The 24,787-nt window shown below is 40.1% G+C and carries 21 protein-coding genes and 1 pseudogene; all 22 read left to right on the top strand.

Annotation, left to right across the window (positions count from 1 at the left end; translation table 11 throughout):
- Window positions 1–9 precede the first annotated feature (9 nt).
- Complete coding sequence (locus HB912_RS05250) at window positions 10–1,071, top strand: BMP family ABC transporter substrate-binding protein (RefSeq protein WP_185372664.1); 1,062 nt, start codon at window positions 10–12, stop codon at window positions 1,069–1,071.
- A 337-nt stretch (window positions 1,072–1,408) separates the two neighbouring features.
- The gene (locus HB912_RS05245; protein ID WP_185372904.1) at window positions 1,409–2,950 is read left to right on the top strand and encodes an ATP-binding cassette domain-containing protein; all 1,542 of its coding nucleotides are present in this window, start codon (window positions 1,409–1,411) and stop codon (window positions 2,948–2,950) included.
- Window positions 2,943–4,004 carry an ABC transporter permease gene (locus tag HB912_RS05240; protein WP_185372662.1) on the top strand — a complete coding sequence of 354 codons (1,062 nt, stop codon included), beginning with the start codon at window positions 2,943–2,945 and terminating at the stop codon, window positions 4,002–4,004. Before HB912_RS05245 ends, HB912_RS05240 begins: the two co-directional genes overlap by 8 nt.
- 2 nt (window positions 4,005–4,006) lie before the next feature.
- The gene (locus HB912_RS05235; RefSeq protein WP_185372902.1) at window positions 4,007–4,957 is read left to right on the top strand and encodes an ABC transporter permease subunit; all 951 of its coding nucleotides are present in this window, start codon (window positions 4,007–4,009) and stop codon (window positions 4,955–4,957) included.
- 135 nt (window positions 4,958–5,092) lie between these two features.
- The gene (gene yfmF / locus HB912_RS05230; RefSeq protein ID WP_185372660.1) at window positions 5,093–6,364 is read left to right on the top strand and encodes an EF-P 5-aminopentanol modification-associated protein YfmF; all 1,272 of its coding nucleotides are present in this window, start codon (window positions 5,093–5,095) and stop codon (window positions 6,362–6,364) included.
- The gene (gene yfmH / locus HB912_RS05225; protein ID WP_185372659.1) at window positions 6,357–7,646 is read left to right on the top strand and encodes an EF-P 5-aminopentanol modification-associated protein YfmH; all 1,290 of its coding nucleotides are present in this window, start codon (window positions 6,357–6,359) and stop codon (window positions 7,644–7,646) included. Before yfmF ends, yfmH begins: the two co-directional genes overlap by 8 nt.
- Window positions 7,647–7,753: 107 nt before the next feature.
- Window positions 7,754–8,485: an elongation factor P 5-aminopentanone reductase gene (ymfI, locus tag HB912_RS05220; RefSeq protein ID WP_185372657.1), complete on the top strand. Its 732-nt coding sequence runs from the start codon at window positions 7,754–7,756 to the stop codon at window positions 8,483–8,485.
- 41 nt (window positions 8,486–8,526) lie between these two features.
- Window positions 8,527–9,525 carry a helix-turn-helix domain-containing protein gene (locus HB912_RS05215; RefSeq protein ID WP_185372655.1) on the top strand — a complete coding sequence of 333 codons (999 nt, stop codon included), beginning with the start codon at window positions 8,527–8,529 and terminating at the stop codon, window positions 9,523–9,525.
- A 95-nt stretch (window positions 9,526–9,620) separates the two neighbouring features.
- The gene (pgsA, locus tag HB912_RS05210; protein ID WP_185372653.1) at window positions 9,621–10,199 is read left to right on the top strand and encodes a CDP-diacylglycerol--glycerol-3-phosphate 3-phosphatidyltransferase; all 579 of its coding nucleotides are present in this window, start codon (window positions 9,621–9,623) and stop codon (window positions 10,197–10,199) included.
- Window positions 10,200–10,306: 107 nt separating this feature from the next.
- Entirely contained in the window at window positions 10,307–11,566 is a 1,260-nt protein-coding gene (locus tag HB912_RS05205) for a competence/damage-inducible protein A (protein WP_185372651.1), read from the top strand.
- A gap of 240 nt (window positions 11,567–11,806) precedes the next feature.
- Window positions 11,807–12,856, top strand: a complete 1,050-nt coding sequence (gene recA / locus HB912_RS05200) for a recombinase RecA (RefSeq protein WP_036073387.1) — start codon at window positions 11,807–11,809, stop codon at window positions 12,854–12,856.
- Window positions 12,857–13,179: 323 nt separating this feature from the next.
- Window positions 13,180–14,742 (top strand): ribonuclease Y, encoded by a 1,563-nt coding sequence (gene rny / locus HB912_RS05195; protein WP_036073389.1) that lies wholly within the window; start codon window positions 13,180–13,182, stop codon window positions 14,740–14,742.
- 115 nt (window positions 14,743–14,857) lie between these two features.
- Window positions 14,858–15,583, top strand: coding sequence for a YebC/PmpR family DNA-binding transcriptional regulator (locus HB912_RS05190; protein WP_185372649.1), 726 nt, complete (start codon window positions 14,858–14,860; stop codon window positions 15,581–15,583).
- Between the two features lie 56 nt (window positions 15,584–15,639).
- Window positions 15,640–16,986 carry an aldehyde dehydrogenase gene (locus HB912_RS05185; RefSeq protein WP_185372647.1) on the top strand — a complete coding sequence of 449 codons (1,347 nt, stop codon included), beginning with the start codon at window positions 15,640–15,642 and terminating at the stop codon, window positions 16,984–16,986.
- Between the two features lie 170 nt (window positions 16,987–17,156).
- On the top strand, window positions 17,157–17,759 hold the full coding sequence (ruvA, locus tag HB912_RS05180) for a Holliday junction branch migration protein RuvA (RefSeq protein ID WP_185372645.1): 603 nt from the start codon (window positions 17,157–17,159) through the stop codon (window positions 17,757–17,759).
- 11 nt (window positions 17,760–17,770) lie between these two features.
- On the top strand, window positions 17,771–18,778 hold the full coding sequence (ruvB, locus tag HB912_RS05175; protein ID WP_036073398.1) for a Holliday junction branch migration DNA helicase RuvB: 1,008 nt from the start codon (window positions 17,771–17,773) through the stop codon (window positions 18,776–18,778).
- Complete coding sequence (gene queA, locus HB912_RS05170; RefSeq protein WP_185372644.1) at window positions 18,779–19,807, top strand: tRNA preQ1(34) S-adenosylmethionine ribosyltransferase-isomerase QueA; 1,029 nt, start codon at window positions 18,779–18,781, stop codon at window positions 19,805–19,807.
- 94 nt (window positions 19,808–19,901) lie between these two features.
- A complete protein-coding gene (tgt, locus tag HB912_RS05165; protein WP_036073402.1) occupies window positions 19,902–21,041 on the top strand; it encodes a tRNA guanosine(34) transglycosylase Tgt in 1,140 nt (379 codons plus the stop codon).
- Between the two features lie 38 nt (window positions 21,042–21,079).
- Window positions 21,080–21,415, top strand: a complete 336-nt coding sequence (gene yajC / locus HB912_RS05160; protein ID WP_185372642.1) for a preprotein translocase subunit YajC — start codon at window positions 21,080–21,082, stop codon at window positions 21,413–21,415.
- Window positions 21,416–21,560: 145 nt separating this feature from the next.
- Window positions 21,561–21,809: pseudogene (locus HB912_RS05155) on the top strand (post-transcriptional regulator); the annotation flags it as partial.
- A gap of 215 nt (window positions 21,810–22,024) precedes the next feature.
- The gene (gene secDF, locus HB912_RS05150; RefSeq protein WP_185372639.1) at window positions 22,025–24,289 is read left to right on the top strand and encodes a protein translocase subunit SecDF; all 2,265 of its coding nucleotides are present in this window, start codon (window positions 22,025–22,027) and stop codon (window positions 24,287–24,289) included.
- A 78-nt stretch (window positions 24,290–24,367) separates the two neighbouring features.
- Complete coding sequence (locus tag HB912_RS05145) at window positions 24,368–24,715, top strand: LapA family protein (RefSeq protein ID WP_185372637.1); 348 nt, start codon at window positions 24,368–24,370, stop codon at window positions 24,713–24,715.
- Window positions 24,716–24,787 lie beyond the last annotated feature (72 nt).

Raw genomic sequence — 24,787 nt, 5'->3', positions numbered from 1 at the left:
GGTTTACAAGTGAAAAAGCGTACATTTGCTTTGGCACTCACACTGATTCTTGCTTCTGCACTCGTTCTTGGCGCATGTGGTTCAAAGGGTTCAGGAAGTAAAGGCAGTGACAAGGACTTCACAGTAGCGATGGTTACTGATACTGGCGGAGTTGATGATCGTTCGTTTAACCAATCAGCTTGGGAAGGTCTTAAAGAATTTGGTAAAGAGAACGACATGAAAAAAGGGCAGGATGGTTACAATTATTTGCAATCAGCTTCTGAAGCAGACTACAAAACAAATTTGAACACTGCTGTTCGTTCGAACTATGACTTGATTTTTGGGATTGGTTATAAATTGAAAGAAGCGCTAGAAACGGTTTCTAAACAAAATCCTGATAATCACTTTGCTATCGTAGATGATGTGATTAATGATCGCAAAAACGTAGCAAGTATCGGCTTTAAAGACAACGATGGTTCTTTCCTTGTTGGTGTTGTGGCGGGCCTTACGACTAAAACAAATAAAGTTGGCTTTGTTGGTGGCGTAAAAGGAGCGGTTATTGACCGCTTTGAAGCTGGATTTGTTGAAGGCGTGAAAGCTGTAAATCCTGATGCGAAAATTGATGTTCAATATGCCAATGACTTTGCAAAAGCAGATAAAGGACAACAAATTGCGTCCACTATGTATTCAAGTGGAGTAGACGTGATCTTCCATGCTGCTGGTGGAACAGGAAATGGTGTGTTCGCAGAAGCGAAAAACTTGAAGAAAAAAGATCCAAGCCGTGCCGTTTGGGTAATCGGTGTTGACCGTGACCAGTGGGATGAAGGAAAAGTAACAGCAAATGATGGCAAGGAGTACAACGTAACACTTACTTCTGAAATTAAACGCGTAGATGTTGCTGTAAAGGATCTTTCTAAGCGTGCTAAAAAAGGCGACTTCCCTGGTGGAGAAAAAATCGAATATGGTCTTGATAAAGATGCTGTAGGACTTTCATCTCACCAAGACAATATCTCGAAAGATGTTCTTCAAAAAGTTGACGAATATAAACAAAAAATTGTAGATGGAGACATTAAAGTTCCAGAAAAACCTTGATGATCTTATTTTGGAGCCGGCTTTTTTGCCGGCTCTCTTTCAAAATGAGTTGAAACCGCTTACTGCAATAAGTAAACCCTTTTACTAAGATGTTTTTTAGCTATTTTTTATTTTTTTCTAAATTAAGATTGCAATGATCGACAAATAGAAATAAAATAAAGTGACATCATTTTTTGGCGAATTAAAAGCTAGAAATTTGTTGCTTACAAACTGGAACCATCAGACAGATAAAAAACAGGTTTACCCGGTTGAGGAAAAATCTGGAGAGGCCACATTTTTCGTGAGAAATAATGTCGAGCTGTTTTTCTGTAATAAACGCGATAAAGGGAGTGAGAATGTGGATTATGTTATTGAAATGTTAGGAATCAGGAAGGAATTCTCTGGTTTTGTAGCTAACGATAACATTACCTTACAGTTGAAGCAGGGAGAAATCCATGCTTTGCTAGGTGAAAATGGAGCTGGAAAGTCGACACTGATGAATGTTCTTTTTGGTCTTTACGAGCCCGATGGTGGCGAAATCCGCGTTCGTGGTCAAAAAGAAGTGATCAATAACCCGAACAAAGCAAATGAACTTGGGATTGGTATGGTGCATCAGCATTTTATGCTTGTAGACAAGTTTACGGTTGCGGAAAATATCATCTTGGGAAAAGAACCAAACAAACTCGGAGTGATTGAAAAGAAAAAAGCGATTGAAGAAATTCAAGAGATTTCTGATCGTTATGGACTTCGAGTAGATCCAAATGCAGTGATACGAGATATTTCAATTGGAATGCAACAGCGTGTTGAAATTCTTAAAACACTTTATCGTGGTGCAGATATTTTGATTTTTGATGAGCCTACAGCCGTTCTTACACCGCAGGAAATTAATGAATTAATTCAAATTATGCGAGCGTTGATTAAAGAAGGTAAGTCCATTATTTTGATTACGCACAAATTAAAAGAAATTATGGATGTTTGTGATCGTGTTACGGTTATTCGCAGGGGGAAAGGGATGGGAACCGTAAATGTTTCTGAAACAAATCCTCAGGAGCTTGCGAATATGATGGTTGGCCGTGAGGTTGTCTTTACAACTGAAAAGAAACCGGCTAGTCCAGGGAAGAATGTACTTGAAATTAAAGATTTAATCGTGAAAGAAAGTCGTGGAGTGGAAAGCGTCCGCGGATTAAACTTAACAGTTCGTGCGGGGGAAATTGTTGGTATCGCTGGGGTTGACGGTAATGGTCAAAGCGAGTTAATTCAAGCAATCAGCGGACTAACAAAAGTAACGAATGGCACGATCCGCTTAAATGGGGAGCCAATTGAAAATAGAAAACCACGTAAAATTACAGAAACCGGTCTCGGTCATATTCCTGAAGATCGTCATAAACACGGACTTGTGCTTGAAATGACGGTGGGCGAAAATATTGCCTTACAGACTTATTATAAGAAGCCGATTTCGAGCAAAGGTTTTTTAAATCATAAAGTGATGTATGAGTTTGCGAGAGAACTAATCGATGAGTTCGATGTTCGAACAAGTAGCGAGTATGTTCCTGCAAAAGCTCTTTCTGGGGGAAACCAGCAAAAAGCTATCATTGCGCGAGAAATTAGTCGCGATCCAGATTTTTTGATTGCTGCTCAGCCTACTCGTGGCCTTGATGTTGGGGCTATTGAATTTATTCATAGGCGGCTGATTGAACAACGTGATAGAGGAAAAGCGGTGCTTCTGATGTCGTTTGAGCTTGATGAAATCATGAATGTAAGTGACCGAATTGCGGTTATTTATGAAGGGAAAATCGTTGCTATTGTGAAGCCGGAAGAAACAACGGAGCAAGAGCTCGGTCTTTTGATGGCTGGATCAAGAAAAGAACAGGTGGAAACGGAGGAAAAGGTGCATGAGTAGAGTAAAAAGTATCTTAAATGCGTTGGTTATTCCTGTTACGGCTGTTCTTTTAGGTCTGATTTGTGGTGCTGTTATCATGCTTGTTTTCGGTTATGATCCGATTGCCGGATACTCAGCTCTCGTTAATGGTGTGATTGGACAACCTTACTATATTGGAGAAACCATTCGACAATCAACGCCTTATATACTTGTTGGGCTTTCTGTCGCAGTTGCTTTTAAAGCAGGGCTATTTAACATTGGAGCTGAAGGACAGCTACTTATGGGATGGCTTGGTTCAGTTATTGTGGCCTTACAATTTGATGGGCTTTCAAAATGGATTCATTTGCCACTTGCTGTTCTTGTGGGAATGGCTTTTGGGGCTTTCTGGGCTTTTATTCCAGGTATTTTGAAAGCAACTCTTCGTGTAAATGAAGTTATTGTCACAATCATGCTTAATTACACGGCGCTTTATATTTTTAACTATGTCGTACAGAATATGTTGACAAATGGGCTCGATAAGACGAAAACCGTCTCTGAGAGTGCCTCCCTTCAATCTGTTTTTCTACAGAACATGACACAATACTCAACACTGCACTGGGGAATTTTAATTGCACTCGGGTTTGCTATTATTATCTGGCTAGTGCTCAATAAAACGACATTCGGATACGAGATTGAGGCGGTTGGATTCAATGAAAATGCCTCCAAATATGCCGGGATGAGTGTGAAGAAAACCATTATTCTCTCTATGGTTCTTGCCGGTGCATTATCTGGGCTCGGCGGAGTAATGGAAGGTCTTGGTACATATGGGAATGCTTACGTGTTAAGTGCTTCACCAGGAATCGGCTTTGACGGGATTGCGGTTGCGCTTCTTGGCGGAAGTTCACCAATCGGCATTATCTTCTCAGCCCTCCTATTTGGTGCCTTAAAAATCGGTGCGCTCAACATGCCGGCAGTTGCAGGAGTGCCAAATGAACTTGTAAATGTGATTATCGCTTTGATTATTTTCTTCGTAGCTTCGAGCTATATTATTCGCTGGGCGATGTCGAAATTTAAGAAGGGAGCGAAGGCAGAATGACAGTGACAGCAATCATTGCGACACTTGTTTCTAGTACATTATTAATGGCCGGTCCGCTTATCTTTACGGCGCTTGGCGGTGTTTATTCCGAACGAGGTGGTATTGTTAACATTGGTCTAGAAGGTATGATGGTGATGGGAGCCTTTTCTGCGATTGTCTTCAACCTAACTTTCGATCACGTTTTTGGGGCACTTACACCGTGGATTTCTTTAATTGCAGCAATGATCGTCGGAGGGCTATTTTCGTTAGTGCATGCCGTTGCAACCATTAATTTCCGAGCGGACCATGTTATTTCCGGGGTTGCAATAAACTTCCTTGCTACGGGACTTGCGCTCTTCCTTGTTAAGGTCATTTACGATAAGGGACAAACAGATCAAATTTCTCATTACTTTGGTAAACCAGATATTCCAGTTTTAAAGGATATTCCAGTTATTGGAGATATTTTCTTTCGGAACGTTCCGGTGATGAGTTATGTAGCCATTGCTTTTGCGATTGTTTCTTGGTTTATTATTTATAAAACGCGCTTTGGCTTGCGTCTTCGTTCAGTTGGGGAGCATCCACTTGCTGCTGACACGATGGGAATCAAAGTGAAATTTATGCGCTATCAAGGTGTAATCATTTCAGGGATTCTTGGTGCACTGGGAGGTGCGGTTTATGCGCAATCCTTTACGTTAGACTTTGGACACGCAACGATTTCTGGACAAGGGTATATGGCACTTGCAGCGATGATTTTTGGAAAATGGAACCCACTTGGTGCTATGGGAGCAGCGGTTTTCTTCGGTTTTGCACAGTGTCTGGCCATTACCGGCGGATCGCTTCCATTCTTTAAAGAAATCCCAGATATTTACTTGCAAATCGCACCTTACGTGTTGACGATTCTAGCCCTTGTTGGCTTTATTGGAAAATCAGAAGCTCCGAAAGCAGATGGAGTGAATTATATTAAAGGTAAATAAAGTTTTGGTCTTCCGAAAGAGGAAACTCTGCGGAAGACTTTTTTATTTGAAGGCAAGTGCGATGCGGCATTATGATTGTACTTGTTGTGGCATTAAGCTACAATAAGAATGGAGAAAATGAGAGGAGCTTGATTCATGCAAACTTATGAAGAAAAAATCGGACCTGTTCGCTTGACCCTTCTTGAAACGAAGAAGTTTAAGTCGAGCAAAATTGTATTTAAATTTCGTGCGCCGCTTGAGCGGGAAACGATAACGAAACGTACGCTTCTTTCGATGCTGTTTGAAACGAATAATGAATTGTATAAAACACAAACAGAATTTAGACGTCGATTAGCTTATTTATATGGGGCTAACTTTTATACTACAGTCGAGAAAAAAGGAAATGAGCACATTATTACAGCGGTGTTTGATCTTGTAAATGGAAAGCTTGTAAAGGACGGGGAAAAACTTCTAAAGGAAGCTTTTCAGTTTATTGAACAAGTGTTTTTCTTTCCGAATGTTTCAGATGCAGCATTCCATGAGGCAACACTTGAACGCGAAAAAGTTAATTTAAAAAGTCGACTTGAATCGGTCTTTGATGATAAAATTCGGTATGCTAACAAGCGTTTAATTGAAGAAATGTTCTCGGAAGATGTTTTTAAATATCCGGCTTCTGGTGTGCTTGAAGATGTTGATGCGATTGATGCAACTGACCTGTATCACTATTACCAACGTTTCTTAAAAGAAGATCAAATTGATCTTCTCGTTTGTGGCGATATTACACGTGATGAGCTCATCCCACAAGTTGAAGCTCTATCCTTTTCAGAAAGAGAAAAAACTTTAGGCAAGAATGGAAGCGAGACTTATCGAACTAGTTTGCACGAAGTTTTCGAGAATCAACCCATTAATCAAGGGAAACTAGCACTTGGTTATCATACAGGGGTTTATTTTGGCGATGAGAATTTTGTTCCCTTGCAACTTGCTAATGGACTATTAGGTGGTTATTCGAACTCCAAAATTTTTATTAATGTCCGTGAAAAAGCAAGCCTTGCTTATTATGCTTCTAGTCGAATGGATTCATTCAAAGGCTTTATGCTGATTTCTGCTGGAATTGATGAAAAGAATTATAAACAAGCACGTGAGATTATTGAAGAACAAGTGGAAGCAATGAAGCGTGGTGATTTCACAGAAGAAGAGTTAGAACAAACGAAAAAAATGTATATCAACCAACTTTTAGAAGCAAATGATAGCGCACAAGGGCTAATTGAACTGACTTATAATAATTTGTTGAAACAAGCAGATTTAGATCTTACAAATTGGATTCAAAAAATCAAGCAAACCACAAAAGACGAAGTCACAAAAGCTGCACAAGTTTTTGAAATGAACACACTATATTTCTTGAGTAAGGAGGTAACAGGCAATGAATGAAACACGCTTTGAGAATGTGGAAGAAACGGTTTACAGTGAAACGCTTGAAAACGGATTGCGTGTTTTCTTACTTCCTAAGAAGGATTATAATAAAACTTATGCAGTTTTCACGACGAATTATGGCTCAGTTGATAACACTTTTGTGCCAATTGGTGAAGATGAATTAACAAGTGTTCCTGATGGAATTGCACATTTTTTAGAACATAAAATGTTTGAGAAAGAAGATGGGGACGTATTTTTTAAATTTGGTGAAAAGGGTGCCTTTACGAATGCTTTCACTTCCTTTACAAGAACGGCTTATCTTTTTTCCAGCACTTCTTATGTAATGGAGAATTTAAAGACATTGCTTGATTTTGTCCAACAACCGTATTTTACAGAGGAAACGGTCGAAAAGGAAAAGGGGATTATCGGACAAGAAATTAGAATGTACGATGACGATGCGGATTTTCGCGTTTATTTTGGAGCAATTGAAAATATGTATCAAAATCATCCTGTGAAAATTGATATTGCGGGGACTGTTGAATCTATTGCAGACATTGATAAAGATCTTCTTTACTTGTGCTACAATACGTTTTATCATCCAAGCAACATGGTGCTTTTTGTTGTTGGGCAACTAGATCCACATGAAATGATGGAAGAAATTCGGGAAAATCAAGCGGCTAAACATTTTGAAAAAGAAACTGAAATCAAACGTTCGTTTCCAGATGAACCTCGCGAAGTTGCTCACAAAAAGAAAAAATTGGCTTTTCCTGTTCAAATCGCGAAAAATTTAGTGGGGATGAAAGAAGATATTGGTTTGCTTCGAGGCTTCGAAGCTGTGAAGCATGAAATGATAGCGGATTTGGCATTAGAGCTTTTATTTGGAACCACTTCTGAAAACTATTTGAAGCTTTACAATGAAGGAATCATTGACGATTCATTCGGATATGATTATACACTTTCGGATAGTTTTTCATTTGTTTTAATCGGGGGCGATGCTACTAATCCGGATGAACAGGCAAAGCGGATCGAGGAAGCATGGTTTGAAGCTTCTGAAAAGGGCATTTCAAAGGAAAACCTTGAACTGGTTAAACGAAAAAAAACTGGGCAGTTTCTTCGTGCGCTTAATTCACCTGAGTTTATTGCGAATCAATTCAGCCAATATATATTAGAAGAAGCGTCTTTATTTGATCTTCCAAAAGCGATTGAATCAATTACTGTGCAAGAAGTTGAGGCTTTCATTCAATCTCTTGCTAACGAAGAGCGGATAACGACATTCCAACTGATTCCTGAGGAAAATTAAAGAAATCTTAAGTTTTAAAGTTATTAAAAGCTTTTTTAAAGAAAAAATGGTATTATTATTACAGTCATGCTATGATGAAAGAAATGTTATCTTAAGGAGTCTTTTTCTTGAAAAATAGAAACCGTTCTGCCTTTATCACAGGGGCAAGTGGAGCGATCGGAAAAGCGATTGCGCGGCGATTAGCGAAAGATGGTTTTAATCTTTACTTACACTATCATTCAAACGAAAAAATCATGCAAACTCTTGCTACAGAATTGCAAAATTGTGATGTAGAAGTGACGGTACTCCAAGGAGATTTTTCTAGTAGGGCTGACTTAGAGAAGATAACAGAAAATGTTTTTGAACTTGATGTTTTTATCCATGCAGCCGGAAACAGCGAATATGGTCTGTTTACAGATCTGTCAGACAAGAAGCTGCAGTGTTTATACGATATTCACGTCGGGGCGCCGCTTTATTTTATTCGTGCCTTTTTACCTAAGTTAAGACGCTCGAGTCATCCAAGAATTCTTTTCATCAGTTCGATTTGGGGAGAAGTTGGGGCTGCGATGGAAGTAGCTTATTCGACGATGAAGGGAGCACAAATTGCTTTTGTAAAAGCGCTCAGCAAGGAAGTAGCGGGAAACGGTATTACTGTAAATGCCTTAACACCAGGTGCTGTTGATACAGCGATGCTTGCTCAGTTTTCTGAACAGGAAAAACAAGAATTTATACAGGAGATTCCTTTATTACGACTTGGAAATCCTAAGGATGTTGCGAATGCAGCCGCTTTTCTTGTGAGAGATGAATCGGGATATATTACTGGGCAGATTTTAGGGGTTAATGGCGGATGGCACATGTAAAAAAACAAGAATTGATTTAATTTAATGGTAGGTGTTTAATATTGACTGAATTAGGCGACAAACTAAAAGCTGCCCGTAGAGAAAAAGGTCTCAGTTTAGATGACTTGCAGCAAATTACAAAAATCCAAAAAAGATACCTCGTCGCAATTGAAGAAGGCAACTACTCGGTAATGCCGGGTAAGTTTTATACACGTGCTTTCATCAAGCAATACGCTGAGGCGGTAGATGTTGATAGTGCACAGCTTTTTGCTGACTTTGATTCTGAGGTTCCTGAGTCTCAGCAGGAGGTAGTTGAACAAGAACAAAGTCGAGCTCGAAAAAAAGCTGCCCCTCTTACGACACATTCTGTTGGAGGACAAAGTTCAACGAGAAATCGCTTTTTTGATGTCTTACCAAAAATTCTTATTGCTGTCTTTATTTTATTTATCTTATTTATCATTTGGTACTTCGTTTTTGCGCGTGGAAATGACAAAACAGTAGAAACACCTAATGATTCAGAGCAAACTGTAAAAGTCAAAGATGACACAGGCTCATCAACGAAAAAATCAGATGACTCTAGCAAAGATAAAGATTCTGCTGAAAAGAAAAAAGCAGATGAAAATAAAGCGGCTGAAAAGAAAAAAGCTGAGGATAAGAAAAAAGAAGAAGATAAAGATAAAAAAGTGGCAATTGAAAAAGGCCAAACATCTGGAAATGCTACGAGCTATACAGTTTCAAATGCCGATAAACTAAGCCTTGAAATTTCTGCTTCCGGTGGAGACACTTGGATTGGGGTTTCAACTGCAGCAGGAGCTAATATTTATAATGGAATCGTAAAAGATGGCTCGAGTTCAGATGAAATTGATGCGAAGGATAACAAAACGGTTTCTATCGTTGTGGGTAATGCGCCTGTTACAACTGTAAAAGTCAATGGTGAAAAAATTGAACTAGCACCAACGCTTGTTAAACAAGTTCTCACAATCAAACTGGATGAAAGCGGTAATGATTCGTCTAGTGATTCAGATAGTTCTTCTGCTAACGATAGCGAAAGCGCACAATGAAGAATCAAGAAGTATAGGTGAGAATCGTCTTGCCTATACTTCCTTTTCTTTTAGGATACATAATTTTTATTTGATTAGGGATTGGAGAGGGGAAAATGAATTTACCAAATAAATTAACCGTCGCACGAATCATTTTAATTCCGATTTTTGTGATTCTTTGCGTTGCGCCATTTCATCTTGGTGAGCTTTACTGGCTGGGTTCAGCAATCCCAGTAACAAGCTTTATTGCAACCATTATTTTCATTGTAGCTGCTCTAACTGACTGGTTTGATGGCCATTTGGCAAGAAAATATAATTTGATTACGAACTTTGGCAAGTTTGCTGATCCGATGGCTGATAAATTACTAGTAACTGCCGCTTTTATCATTTTGGTTGAAATGAATATTGCACCTGCATGGGTAATCATTTTGATTATTAGCCGGGAACTCGCAGTAACTGGATTGCGATTGTTACTTGTAGAAGGCGGAGAAGTTCTTGCAGCTGGACAACTAGGGAAAATTAAAACATTTACACAGATGATTGCGATTCCGCTTCTTTTCTTGAACAACTTTCCGTTTGCTTGGACAGGAATTCGTGTAGATCTAATTTTCCTTTATGTCTGTGCCTTTTTTGCTGTCTGGTCGGGAATCGATTATTTCTACAAAAACAGAGGTGTTTTTAAAGGTTCTATGTAAGTGAAAATGGAATGCTTCCTTTAAGACTTGTTGCGCGCTCTAGAGGTGTGTAACAAATCCTTGGAGGAAGCTTCTTTTATTGGCTATTTTAAAAGGGATGTGAAAACATGAAAAAAGCTGAAATTATTGCAGTTGGAACAGAAATTTTAATGGGACAAATCACAAACACAAATGCTACTTTTTTATCGCGTGAACTGGCTGAACTTGGCATATACGTCTATTTTCATACGGTTGTCGGGGATAACCCGAAGCGACTGGAAGAAGTGATTCAAATTGCTGAAAAGCGGAGCGATCTTTTAATTTTCACTGGAGGACTTGGGCCAACAGAAGATGATTTAACTAAACAAATTGTAGCGAAGCATTTGGGAAAAGAACTTGTGACGGATCAAGGACATCTTAATAAAATACAAGAGTATTTTGCCGCTAGCGGTCGCAAGATGACAGAAAATAATAAATTACAAGCCCTCGTCATTAAAGATTCCACAGTGCTAAAAAATGATTTCGGTTTTGCGGCTGGGATGATGTTTACAGAGCACGAGACAAATTACATTCTTTTGCCTGGTCCCCCGTCGGAAATGAAGCCCATGTTTAAAACTTACGCGAAGCCATTGCTTACTGCTTCAATGAATGGTGACATAATTCACTTAGAGTCTCGCATTTTGCATTTTTTTGGTATTGGAGAATCCAAACTAGCGGATGATTTAAATGATTTGATTACAAAACAAGCTAATCCAACAATTGCAACGTATGCGTCGGATAATGAAGTCGAAATTCGTCTTACGGCAAGTGCAAAAACAAAAGCAGAAGCTAATCAACTACTAGATGGAGTCGAAGCGGAGATAAGTGCACGTGATGGCGAATTTATTTATGGGTATGGTGATGAAACTCTAGCAGATGTCGTCGTGAGAAAACTCCTTTCGCGTGAGATTACAATAGCGGCAGCAGAAAGTTTAACAGCAGGTGCCTTTCAAGCAGAACTAGGTGCGCACTCTGGCGTGTCTGAAATTTTTAAAGGTGGGATGGTGACTTACCAAACGGAGACAAAGCAGACACTTTTAGGTGTTTCTCCTGAAGTGATTGAACAGGAAGGTGTTGTTAGTGCGGCTTGTGCGAAGGAGATGGCGGAAAAAATTCGTGAAAAATTTGGGACACGAATGGGCATCAGTTTTACCGGAGTAGCTGGCCCAGGAGAGCTTGAGGGCCATCCAGCTGGGACAGTATTTATTGGACTAAGCGTGGAAGGATTTCCGACAGAAACATTTCTATTTCACTTTGGCAGAGACCGTAACCACAACCGCGCTCGTTCAGTAAAACAAGGATTCCAACTGATAAATCAGTTTATTGACGGAAAATGGAAGAATGTCTAAGCGAGAAACGGCAAGAAAGCCTTGTAAATTCTCGTTTTTCGCTTCAAAAAAAGGTTGGACGGATTCACTTCATCGGGCTATAATGAAAAAGAATTGAAAAGTGATTTAAAAAAATACGAACATTTATTCGCTTTTTGCTTGATTATTTATTTCGAATAAGATATAGTATTTTTAGAGATGAAAAAAGAGAATTATTTACTACCTGCATAAACTGTAGTAGGTAATGAAGGAGGAAATAACGTGAACGATCGTCAAGCGGCTTTAGATCAAGCTTTAAAATCGATTGAAAAACAATTTGGTAAAGGTTCCGTCATGAAATTAGGGGAACATAGCGATCAAAATATATCGACCATATCAAGTGGTTCCTTAGCATTAGATATTGCCCTTGGCGTAGGGGGATATCCACGTGGCCGTATTATTGAAACTTACGGTCCAGAAAGTTCTGGTAAAACAACAGTTGCGCTTCATGCAATAGCAGAAGTACAAAAACAAGGCGGTACAGCAGCTTTCATTGATGCTGAGCATGCCCTTGACCCAACTTATGCGAAAAACTTGGGAGTGGATATTGATGAGTTGCTACTTTCGCAACCAGATACAGGGGAACAAGCCCTTGAAATTGCAGAAGCGCTTGTTCGAAGTGGTGCGATTGATATCCTAGTCATTGACTCTGTTGCAGCACTTGTACCGCGAGCAGAAATTGAAGGTGAAATGGGTGACGCACATGTTGGGTTGCAAGCCCGTTTAATGTCTCAAGCTTTGCGTAAATTATCTGGGGTTATTAATAAGTCCAAAACAATCGCGATTTTTATTAATCAAATTCGTGAAAAAGTGGGCGTGATGTTCGGTAACCCCGAAACAACACCTGGCGGTCGTGCACTTAAATTCTATTCGACAGTTCGTCTTGAAGTTCGTCGTGCAGAGCAGCTAAAGCAAGGTACTGAAGTGATGGGGAACAAAACAAAAATCAAAGTGGTAAAAAATAAAGTGGCGCCGCCATTTCGTGTGGCTGAAGTGGATATCATGTACGGGGAAGGAATTTCTCGTGAAGGTGAACTTGTTGATATGGCAGCTGAAGTGGATGTCATCAATAAGAGCGGTTCATGGTATTCTTATAATGAAGAGCGGATTGGCCAAGGTCGCGAAAACGCGAAGCAATATTTGAAGGATCATCCGGAAATTCGTGAAGAGATTTCTAAACGAGTTCGTGAGGTTTATGAAATTGATACGAAACTTGAAGATGTTGATACACCAGATGAAACAGACGAGTTTAACTTACTTGAAGATGAATAAAAAAGATAAGGTTAGATAGAAAAATCGTTTTCTTGAAAGTGGAGTGAAATCCAACTTTTAAGAGAGCGTTTTTTTCTTGATTCTAAGACGGGATTTTCTATAAGGAAAACACGAGCCTTTTCTTGACAATCGCTTGGAACACCGATAGAATTGAATTGTATATTTTACATTGCTGAAAAACAAAAAAGACCTTTTAAAACGTTTTTTAGTAGTAGTCAGAGTAGCACGCTTGCTCTGATTAATGATGGAAAATACACTTGTGCCATTTATTTGGCTACCGACATAATAATGACAAAAAATTGAATAGCAAAGGAGGTGTAAGGATGGTTATCACAGTCGCTATCATCTCCGGCTTGCTTTTCTTTATCGTCGGTTTAGTTGTGGGCTCTTTGATTTATAAAGCTAGTTCTGAAAAGAAGTTAGTGGCTTCACGTGGCACCGCTGAACTCATTGTTGAGGATGCAAAGAAAGAAGCTGAAACAATTAAAAAGGAAGCGATGCTTGAAGCAAAAGAAGAGAGTCATCGAGTACGTACTGAAATCGAAAATGAACTTCGTGAGCGAAGAGGAGAGTTACAAAAACAAGAAAATCGCTTATTACAAAGGGAGGAAAACCTCGACCGTAAAGATACTTCTTTAAGTAAAAGAGAAGCTACACTTGAGAAAAAAGAGGAGAATATCAGTAAACGACAACAACATATTGAAGAGAAGGAAAGCAAAATTGACGAGATGATTCAAAAAGGGCAAGATGAATTGGAACGCATTTCCGCACTTTCGAAAGATGAAGCAAAAAATATCATCCTTAACCAAGTTGAAGAGGAGCTTTCTCATGATACAGCAATCATGGTGAAAGAGTCAGAAAACAAGGCGAAAGAGGAAGCGGACAAAAAGGCAAAAAATATTCTATCACTTGCCATCCAACGTTGTGCAGCCGATCATGTTGCTGAAACGACCGTGTCAGTTGTTACTCTTCCAAACGATGAAATGAAAGGAAGAATCATTGGTCGCGAAGGACGTAACATTCGGACGCTTGAAACGCTTACGGGGATTGATTTAATCATTGATGATACGCCTGAAGCCGTTATTCTTTCTGGATTTGATCCAATCCGCCGAGAAATTGCTCGGATTGCGCTCGAAAAATTAGTGCAAGATGGACGGATTCACCCAGCGAGAATTGAAGAAATGGTTGATAAGGCTCGTAAAGAAGTTGATGAGCATATCCGCGAAGTTGGAGAGCAAGCAACATTTGAAGTGGGCATCCACTCGCTGCATCCTGATCTGATAAAAATTCTTGGCCGTTTGCGCTATCGTACAAGTTACGGACAAAATGTCTTAAACCACTCACTAGAAGTGGCAAAACTTGCAGGAATTCTTGCAGGAGAACTTGGCGAAGATGTGACACTTGCAAAACGAGCAGGTCTTTTGCATGATATTGGGAAGGCGATTGACCATGAAATTGAAGGCAGTCACGTTGAAATTGGTGTGGAACTCGCTACAAAATACAAAGAAAATGAAGTAGTGATTAATAGTATTGCTTCCCACCATGGGGATACAGAACCAACTTCTGTCATTGCCGTTTTAGTTGCTGCTGCAGATGCACTTTCTGCGGCTCGGCCTGGTGCGCGTAGTGAAACACTTGAAAACTATATCAGACGACTAGAAAAACTAGAAGAAATTTCAGAGTCCTATGAGGGCGTCGAAAAATCTTATGCGATTCAAGCTGGTCGTGAAGTACGGATTATGGTTGAACCCGATGAGATTGATGATCTTGCTTCGTACCGCTTAGCGAGAGATATTCGGAAGCGTATTGAAGAGGAGCTGGATTACCCTGGTCACATCAAGGTGACGGTTATTCGTGAAACAAGAGCTGTTGAATACGCAAAATAAGAAGTAGTTACCCGCGAATTTTATTTCGCGGGTTTTTCTTTGTGTGAAAACCAGGACCTTGCGATTCCTACTTATTTCAGTTACACTTTTATTAGAAAAGGAGTGGTGACAGGTTATGGCAGGACATTCAAAATGGAAAAACATTCAAGGTAGAAAAAATGCTCAAGATTCAAAGCGAGCTAAGGTTTTTCAAAAGTTAGCAAAAGAAATTTACATGGCAGCAAAGAGCGGTCCGGACCCAAGCTTGAATCCGGCACTCCGACTTGTTGTTGATAAAGCAAAAGCTGCTAATATGCCTAATGATAATGTGAAACGTGCCATTCAAAAAGCAGCTGGAAATAATGATGCTGAAAATTATGACGAGGTTTCTTATGAAGGATACGGGCCAGGAGGAATTGCTGTCCTTGTGCATGCGCTTACGGATAATAAAAATAGAACGGCAACCAATGTACGCGTTGCTTTTAATAAAAATGGTGGAAGCCTTGGCGAAACAGGGAGCGTCGCTTACATGTTTGAGCGAAAGGGCTATCTTGTTATAGAGCGTGAAGGGTTAGATGTAACTGAAGATGATTTTATGCTCCAAGCTATTGAAGCTGGGGCATCTGATGTAGAGAGTAGTTCAGAAGCTTTTGAAGTTTATACGGAACCTGCAGATTTTACGAGTGTTAAGGATGCTTTGAGTGAGGATGGGTACGAATTTGCTGCAGCAGAATTGAGCATGATCCCTTCTGTTTATAATGAAGTTCCTGAAGGTAAGGAAGCTCAATTTGAAAAGATGATGGATGCGCTTTTGGATGATGACGATGTGCAAGAAGTGTATACGAATGCAAAAGAAGGATAATAAAAAACGCCTTGCTTATTTACAAGTAAGGCGTTTTTAGATGGAGGGCTGGCGAAATGGAATATTCGGAAATTGTGCGGAGACAAAAAGAATATTTTGCAGGAAATGCTACGAAGACGCTTGAGCATCGTTTGGAAACGCTTCGGCTGCTTGAAGGGTTGTTAAAGAAAAATGAGGCGCATTTTTTAGAAGCATTAGAGGAAGACCTTGGCAAAAGTGCTGACGAAGCTTTTATGACGGAAATTGGCATTGTTTATGAAGAAATTCGGTTTATGAAGCGTCACTTGAAAAAATGGATGAAAGCGAAATCTGTGAAGACTGCAATGACCCATCTGGCTTCGAAAGCGTGGACCATTCATGAACCTTACGGGGCTGTGCTTGTGATTTCACCTTGGAATTATCCCTATCAACTTGCGTTAACGCCGCTAATCGGAGCTATCGCGAGTGGCAATACAGTAGTTTTAAAGCCTTCTGAGCTTGCTCCGAAAACATCGGATATGCTTTTTCAAGTATTATCTAAGTTTCATGAAGAGATTACCGCGGTGGTTTTAGGAGATGCTCTTCAAACCACTAAGCTTTTACAGGAACCGTTTGACTATTGTTTTTTTACGGGTTCAAGTCGTGTTGGTAAGCTCATCATGGGACAAGTAGCCGAACAGCTTATGCCAGTGACACTTGAACTTGGTGGGAAAAGCCCGCTTATTGTTTCAAAAGATGCGGATTTAAAGCTCGCAGCAAAACGTGTGGCTTTTGGAAAATGGTTGAATGCTGGGCAGACGTGTATTGCCCCTGATTACGCATTTGTGGATCAACAAGTTTATGACCAGTTTAAGCAAGAACTTATCATAGCCATTCGCGAACTTTATGGGGAAAATCCGCTTGAAAATAAGAACTATGGGCGGATTGTTAATCAGGCTCATTTTAAGCGGCTTCGAAGTTACGTAGATGGGATTCAAATGGATGAGCAGACACTAAAAATGGCTCCATTTCTGTTGGAAAATCCAGATCCAGATAGTTCTGTCATGCAAGAGGAAATTTTTGGCCCAATTTTGCCTCTTTATTCGTATCAAAATCTTGAGGATGTTCTTCGGTTTATTAAGGAACGTCCGAAACCTTTAGCTCTTTATTTATTCACGAAAAATCGTGAATTAGAACGAAAGGTGTTATTTGAAACGTCATCTGGTAGTGTTTGTGTGAACGATACGCTGATGCAAATTTCCACGCCTTATTTGCCATTTGGTGGTGTTGGTGCGAGCGGTATGGGAAGTTACCATGGATACCAGAGTTTTGAAACGTTTTCTCATCAAAAAAGTGTTCTGAGGCAACCTAATTGGTTAGATTTTGGATTTCGATATCCTAGTTCAAAGTGGCGAGGGAAAATTTTACGCCTGATTTTCAAATGAGAAAATGGGGTTCTTGCGCGGGGCACTCGCTTTTTTGTACAATGAAAAGGTGAAACCGTTTAAGGGCTTTAAGTAGCGGAAGGGAGCTTGCGGGTTCTTGCGAAAGTAGCACGAATGTTCGACTTGTGCTATTATTGTTTTTAACGGTACTTTAGAAGGGACGAAATCATGTGTACGATTATATTAAGGGAATTATTACGGCGGTAACGCCTGAGTATATTGTCGTAGAGGCAGGGCAGATTGGTTATAGCATCATTACGGGGAATCCGTTTTCTTTTTCTGCGCTTGAAGGTAAGGAAACAAAGGTTTATTTGTATCAAAATGTACGAGAAGATAGTTTAACGCTGTTTGGCTTTAAAACGCTTGAGGAGCGGTTTTTGTTTAAAAAGCTATTGAGTGTTTCTGGCATTGGCCCGAAAAGTGCACTTGCGATCATTGCTTCAGGAGATGCGGCCAAACTAATTTCTGCGATTGAAGCGGAAGATGATGTTTTCTTAACGAAATTCCCAAGTGTTGGTAAGAAAACGGCAAGACAGATCATCCTCGATTTAAAAGGGAAACTGGGTGATGTTGCGGTAAACGAAATTCATATCGAACCGGTGAAGCAAGAACTAACGGACGGGCTTTCGCCAGAACTTGAAGAAGCTTTGCTTGCGCTCCAGGCGCTTGGTTATAGTGACCGGGAGCTTAAGAAAGTGCTACCAAAATTGAAAGAAGAAAAACTCTCAAGCGATGAAGCGATTAAACTTGCGCTTCGCTTGATGACCAGTTAGGAGGCAAAAAAGTGGAAGATCGGATTGTTTCGTCAGAAAATGTGAATCAGGAAGAGATTTCGTTTGAAACGAGCCTAAGACCACAACTTCTTACTGAATATATCGGTCAAGATAAAGTCAAACAAAACTTGGCGATTTTTATTGAAGCTGCTAGGCAACGTGAGGAAGCCTTAGATCATGTGCTTCTTTATGGACCTCCTGGACTTGGGAAAACGACTCTTGCGATGGTGATTGCAAATGAACTTGGAACAAATATTAGAACGACAAGTGGGCCGGCAATTGAACGGCCAGGAGACCTTGCTACGATTTTAACTGCTCTAGAACCTGGCGATGTTTTATTCATTGATGAAATTCATCGGCTCTCAAAAGCGGTTGAAGAAATCCTTTACCCTGCCATGGAAGACTATTGTTTAGATATTGTGATCGGGACTGGACCCACTGCTAAATCTGTCCGGTTGGATTTGCCACCATTTACACTAATTGGAGCGACAACGCGTGCAGGTCAGCTTTCTGCGCCGCTCCGCGATCGTTTTGGCGTCGTGGATCATCTGGAATTTTATACAGAAAATCAGCTTGAGGATATTGTGGTTCGTACAGCCAAGATTTTGTCGACAGAAATTAATCATGGCGGGGCGCTTGAAATTGCAAGACGGTCACGGGGAACCCCGCGTATTGCTAATCGGCTGTTAAAGCGTGTCCGAGATTTTGCCCAAGTAAAAGGAAACGGTCTTGTTGATTTTGCAATTGCAGAGGAAGCCTTGACACTTCTTCGAGTGGATCCGCGCGGGCTTGATACGATTGATCAGAGGTTGCTTGAAACGATTATTCGTTCTTTTCGCGGGGGGCCTGTTGGGCTTGATACGATTTCTGCGAGCATTGGCGAGGAACGAGAAACGATTGAAGACATGCATGAACCTTATTTACTTCAAATCGGTTTTTTACAGCGGACGCCGCGTGGACGACTAGCGACGTCGCTTGCTTATAAACATTTAGGAATGGAAGAAAAGGGTGCTGAATAGATGAAAGTAGAAGATTTTGATTTTGACTTGCCTGAGGAATTGATTGCGCAAACTCCACTGCTTGACCGAACTGCAAGTCGCTTAATGCTTGTGGATAAAGAAACTGGCGAATTAAAAGATGAGACCTTTAAAGCCATTGTTTCGGAATTACACACAGGTGACGCGCTTGTGTTAAATGATACGAGAGTTTTACCAGCGCGGTTACACGGGATTAAAGAAGAAACAGGAGCTCATATTGAAGTACTCTTGCTCAAGCAGAAAGAAGGAAATGCTTGGGAAACGCTCGTAAAACCTGCTAAGCGAATTCGCAAGGGAGCGAAGATTAGGTTTGGTGACGGTAAACTTGAAGCAGTTTGTCTCGAAGAATTAGAACACGGCGGACGAATTTTAGAGTTTCATTACCAAGGGATTTTTTATGAAATCTTGGAACAACTTGGGGAAATGCCACTTCCGCCATATATTAAAGAGCAACTAGAGGATGGAGATCGCTATCAAACGGTTTATGCAAAAGAAAATGGCTCGGCTGCGGCTCCCACTGCTGGACTGCATTTTACCGAGGAATTGTTAGATGAAATCAAAGCGAAAGGTGTCAGAGTTTGCTTTTTAACACTTCACGTGGGGCTTGGAACCTTTCGTCCTGTTGACGTTGAGGATACCGAAAATCATAAGATGCATTCGGAATTTTATCGCTTAACGGAAGAAACAGCTGCTATTTTAAATGAAGTGAAACAAAATGGGGGACGAATTGTTGCAGTTGGAACGACTTCGATTCGCACACTTGAAACGATTGCATCAAAATTTGATGGGCGTCTTCAAGCTGATTCGGGCTGGACGGATATTTTTATTTCGCCGGGATATATATTTAAAGCTGTAGATGCCTTAATTACGAATTTCCATCTGCCTAAATCTACTTTGATCATGCTTGTTTCTGCGCTTGCATCACGAGAAATTATTTTAAAAGCTTATGCACATGCTGTAAGTGAACGATACCGTTTCTTTAGTTTCGGTGATGCCATGTTTATTCATTAAGAAAGAGAAAAGAGGATTTTTTTCTGAAAAGGCTTGAGTTCTCTCTTTTTTTTCGTTATGCTATTCAGTAGAGTAAAACAGAAAGAGGTTTGAAATGGCTGCAATTTCTTATGAATTAATTAAAACGGATAAGAAAACGGGTGCGCGTTTAGGAAAGCTACATACGCCGCACGGCACGTTTGAAACACCAATGTTTATGCCTGTTGGGACACAAGCTACTGTGAAAACGATGTCTCCTGAAGAGTTGAAACAAATGGGTGCTGGAGTAATCTTAAGTAATACTTATCATCTCTGGCTTCGTCCAGGTGAAAAGCTTGTGGAAGAAGCAGGTGGGTTACACCGCTTTATGAACTGGGATCAACCTATTTTGACTGATTCTGGTGGCTTTCAAGTTTTTAGTTTAAGTGACATGCGTGATATCAAAGAAGAAGGCGTGCATTTTAGGAATCATTTAAACGGAGACAAATTATTTTTATCTCCGGAGAAAGCGATTCAAATTCAGAATTCGCTTGGTGCCGACATTATGATGAGTTTTGATGAATGTCCACCGTATCCAGCTACGCATGACTATATGAAACGCTCTGTTGAACGAACATCTAGATGGGCTGAGCGCGGCCTTAAGGCACACATGAAGCCTGAGACGCAAGGGCTATTTGGAATAGTTCAAGGTGGCGCGTATGAGGATTTACGCACGCAAAGTGCTAAAGAGCTTGTTTCACTTGATTTCCCGGGATACTCCATTGGAGGGCTTTCAGTCGGGGAACCTAAAGATGTGATGAATCAAGTTCTAGAATACACGACGCCACTGCTTCCAAGCGGCAAGCCTCGTTATTTGATGGGTGTTGGATCTCCAGATTCACTAATTGATGGTGTGATTCGTGGGATTGATATGTTTGACTGTGTTTTACCAACGCGAATTGCTCGAAATGGAACGTGTATGACTTCTAATGGTCGACTAGTCATTAAAAATGCTAAGTTTGCGCACGATTTCGGACCGCTTGATGAAAATTGTGATTGCTACACTTGTCGCCATTATTCGCGGGCTTATATTCGTCACTTGATTCGTTGTGATGAAACTTTTGGAATAAGGCTTACAACTTATCATAATCTTTATTTTCTGTTAAACTTGATGGAAAAGGTGCGAAATGCCATCCGTGAAGATGCATTACTTGAATTTCGTGAAGAATTTTTTGAGCAATACGGATTTAATGGTCCGAATGCGAAAAATTTTTAATAAATTTATTTGGATATCTTGAGAGGAGCTGAAAGTCTTTGAACGGTTTATTAACATTTCTTCCAATTATCTTGATGATTGTTTTGTTCTACTTCTTACTTATCAGACCACAACAAAAGCGTCAAAAAGAAGTTGCGAATATGCAAAACAGTCTTGCTAAGGGAGACAAAATTATCACAATTGGTGGTTTACATGGGGTTGTCGATGCAATTGAAGATAGTATCGTCATCTTGAAATGCGGGAATGCAAAATTAACATTTGATCGCAATGCGATTCGTACAGTTCTTGAAAAAGGAAGTACAGTTGCCGCAGAACCTGCTACACCAAAAGCTACAGAAGAAGTTTCTGAAGACGCAACAGAAGAAAATAAATAAAAAAATCAACCGCTCTCAAGTCCATTGGAGCGGTTTTTTGTATTTAAATGTGTCAATTTAGTGGTATTTTTGCATTTCCGCTTTTCATTTAGCCAAGTTTTAGATAGAATAAGGATAGTTGATTGTAAAGTGGGAGGGGAGTAAAATGAAAACACTTGAAGAATGGTATGATTTATTAACGCCAGCCATCTCCATTAGAGTTAAGGACTTTCATCTCTTGGGTTACCGGGAAATTAAACCGGAACACATTTGGAATTTCCTGACCGATGTGAAGTGGGTCGAGAAGCCTTCTCCGAATTTGCATGAGCGTGTGAATGACATTATGCAAATGAACATTGGACAATTAATGGAATTTATTACAAAGGAATCAAAAAGACCAGAAGAAAATACGCACACACTTGATCAAGCACTTGTAGAGGAAGTTCTTCAAAATACGAATGAAGCCGAAGCGCATGAAGAACGGGAATCCGTTCAAGATTCTTTTTCTGTTGAAGACGAATCTAAAGAACAGTATCAAGAAGAAAGCAAAATAGAGGATACAACAGAAGAAAAGTAAGTATCGCCTGCGTGCAGTGTTAGTGGTTTTGATGAGGGAGGAAAAAAGCAAAAATGGTTAAAAAGAGCAAGTTGATTACCTTTTTCCTAATCGTCGCCATTATTTTCGGTGTCGTTATTGGAACAACGAAAATGGTGCTCGACAAAATTAATTTAGGGCTCGATCTCCAGGGTGGATTTGAAGTTTTATATCAAGTCGAACCTGCGAATGGAAAAGGTAAAGTCACAAAAGAAACACTTACCGATACTGTAAGTGCACTCGATCGTCGGATTAACAGCATTGGTGTTGCTGAACCGGTTATCACAATTGAAGGAAATAACCGCATTCGCGTTCAGCTTGCGGGAGTTACAGACCAAAACCAAGCCAGAAAAATGCTTTCGACAACAGCGGAATTATCGTTTAGAGATGCGAAAGACAAATTGATGCTTGATGGGTCTGATCTTGTTCCTGGTGGAGCAAAACAAGCTTTCACGGATACCAACCAACCAATTGTTACTTTAAAACTAAAAAGTGCGGATAAATTCGCGAAAGTAACAAAAGATATTCTTGGTGAAGCACCAAATAATCAACTGGTTATTTGGCTGGACTGGAAAAAAGGACAGAAATATGAAGAAGAAAAAACGAAAAAAGATCCAGCTTACTTGTCCGCACCAAATGTCAGCAAAGTGATTGATGATAACAATGTACAAATAGAAGGAAACTTTACAACAAAAGAAGCAAAAGATTTAGCGAACTTGTTAAATTCTGGGGCACTGCCAGTTAAGATGAAAGAAGTGTACTCCACTTCCGTTGGTGCTCAGTTTGGTCAAGATGCGCTTAATCAAACAATTCTTGCAGGAATTATCGGGGTTGCAGCGATCTTTATCTTTATGCTCGTTGTTTACCGTATTCCTGGTATCATCGCTTGTATTACATTAACAGCTTATACGTATATCGTACTTTTGATTCTGGCGCTCTTAAATGCGACGCTTACGCTCCCGGGTATTGCCGGTCTGATTCTCGGGATTGGGATGGCGGTCGATGCGAACGTCATCACCTACGAGCGGATTAAGGAAGAGCTTAAAGTCGGAAGGTCGACAAAAGCGGCCTTTGAAGTTGGCGGAAAAGAAGCCTTCCGTGCGATCTTTGATGGAAATATCTCAACACTACTCGTTGCAGTTGTCTTGTTCTATTTTGGAACAAGCTCGGTAAAAGGATTTGCAACGGTACTCATTATCAGTATTCTTGTCAGCTTCTTAACAGCTGTTTGGGGTTCACGTGTCCTACTGGGACTGCTTGTTAAGAGCAATGTTTTAAACAATAAACCACGTCTCTTTACCGTGAATCCAAGAGATATTCATAACTTACACGACGGCGTTAGTACCTATGATTTGAAAACGCATTTTGACCGGTTCGATTTTGTCAAGAATCACCGGATATTCCTTGGTATTTTTGCAGCAATTACGATTGCAGGCATTATCATTTTAAGTGTATTCAAATTGAATCTTGGAATTGATTTTGCGAGTGGTACACGTGCTGAAGTGACTTCGGATTCGAAACTAACGGAACAACAAATCAAGAAGGACTTAAATGAAATTAAGATGCCTTCAGATGATATTGTGTTCCAAGGTAAGAATTCGACGACGGCTGTTGTGTCATTTAAAGGGGCGCTAAGCCAGTCGGAAATTGCGAAATTTAAAACGCATTTTGATGACAAGTATAAACATGAACCAAGCATTAGCACGGTAACACCAACTGTCGGAAAAGAATTAGCTAAAAATGGCTTGTATGCACTTGCTATTGCATCCATCTTAATTGTGATTTATATTGCGATTCGTTTCGAATTCTATATGGGAATTGCTGCTATTCTTTCCTTGCTATTTGATGCTTTCGTGATTTTCATCTTCTTCAGTATTTTCAGGTTGGAGGTAGATATCACCTTCATTGCCGCCGTGCTTACGGTTATCGGGTATTCTATCAATGATACGATCGTAACCGCTGACCGGATTCGCGATATTGGTAGAAAAATGAAGACCTACAAGACGAAAGATGATGTCGCTTTCGCTGTGAATCATGGTCTAAGACAAACCTTTACACGGTCAATTAATACAATCTTGACTGTCATTTTCACGGTTCTTGCTTTAGTTCTTTTCGGAAGCGAATCAATTTTGAACTTCTCAATCGCGCTTCTTGTCGGACTGATATCGAGTGTGTTCTCTTCGATCTTCATGGCAATGCAACTTTGGTACGTCTTTAAATCACATCAAGTGAAGAAAAAAGGTCCGATTCAAAATGTGAAGAAAAAGAAAAAGCGTAACCCAGGTCAACCTGTGGTATAGAATAGTGTAAAGTGAAAAGCCGAAAAATATTTTTCGGCTTTCGCTTTTCAAATTTATTGTTTTGGGGGATGGAGTTATATGAAAAACCAGTGGCAAGTTATTTTGGGAATATTGCTAGTGCTGTTTATCGCGATTTTTGCGGTGATCAATGTGGATTCAGTTCAGGTGAATTTCTTATTTGCCAAGGCTGAGTGGCCACTTGTATTAGTTATTTTGGGATCGGTTTTAATTGGTTGTTTGATCATTTTCTTCTTGAATATTTCTAAGGTACGAAGCGGAAATAAACAAATCAAACATTTGAAAGAAGAAAACACGGAGCTATCTCGCAAACTTGCAGCGGCCGAAGCTATGCATGGCAAAAAGTCAACGATTGATGTTGGGGATAAAAAAGAAACGAAAGAAGAAACAAAAAAGCCAACCCTGTAAGGGTTTGGCTTTTTTGTTTCCTTATAAAAGAAGTTCTGCTGTCAAAATAAAGAAAAGTTCGGTATAATAGGA

Source organism: Listeria aquatica, from assembly GCF_014223975.1.
Classification (GTDB): Bacteria; Bacillota; Bacilli; order Lactobacillales; family Listeriaceae; genus Listeria; species Listeria aquatica.
This window is presented reverse-complemented; position numbering and strand designations above follow the sequence as displayed.

Bases quoted from the DNA above. Each gene is read 5' to 3' on its own strand.
- queA (WP_185372644.1), top strand. From the start codon at position 18,779: ATGAAAGTAGAAGATTTTGATTTTGACTTGCCTGAGGAATTGATTGCG.
- HB912_RS05240 (WP_185372662.1), top strand. From the start codon at position 2,943: ATGAGTAGAGTAAAAAGTATCTTAAATGCGTTGGTTATTCCTGTTACG.
- rny (WP_036073389.1), top strand. From the start codon at position 13,180: ATGGTTATCACAGTCGCTATCATCTCCGGCTTGCTTTTCTTTATCGTC.
- yfmF (WP_185372660.1), top strand. From the start codon at position 5,093: ATGCAAACTTATGAAGAAAAAATCGGACCTGTTCGCTTGACCCTTCTT.
- HB912_RS05205 (WP_185372651.1), top strand. From the start codon at position 10,307: ATGAAAAAAGCTGAAATTATTGCAGTTGGAACAGAAATTTTAATGGGA.
- pgsA (WP_185372653.1), top strand. From the start codon at position 9,621: ATGAATTTACCAAATAAATTAACCGTCGCACGAATCATTTTAATTCCG.
- yfmH (WP_185372659.1), top strand. From the start codon at position 6,357: ATGAATGAAACACGCTTTGAGAATGTGGAAGAAACGGTTTACAGTGAA.
- HB912_RS05190 (WP_185372649.1), top strand. From the start codon at position 14,858: ATGGCAGGACATTCAAAATGGAAAAACATTCAAGGTAGAAAAAATGCT.
- tgt (WP_036073402.1), top strand. From the start codon at position 19,902: ATGGCTGCAATTTCTTATGAATTAATTAAAACGGATAAGAAAACGGGT.
- HB912_RS05185 (WP_185372647.1), top strand. From the start codon at position 15,640: ATGGAATATTCGGAAATTGTGCGGAGACAAAAAGAATATTTTGCAGGA.
- HB912_RS05145 (WP_185372637.1), top strand. From the start codon at position 24,368: ATGAAAAACCAGTGGCAAGTTATTTTGGGAATATTGCTAGTGCTGTTT.
- secDF (WP_185372639.1), top strand. From the start codon at position 22,025: ATGGTTAAAAAGAGCAAGTTGATTACCTTTTTCCTAATCGTCGCCATT.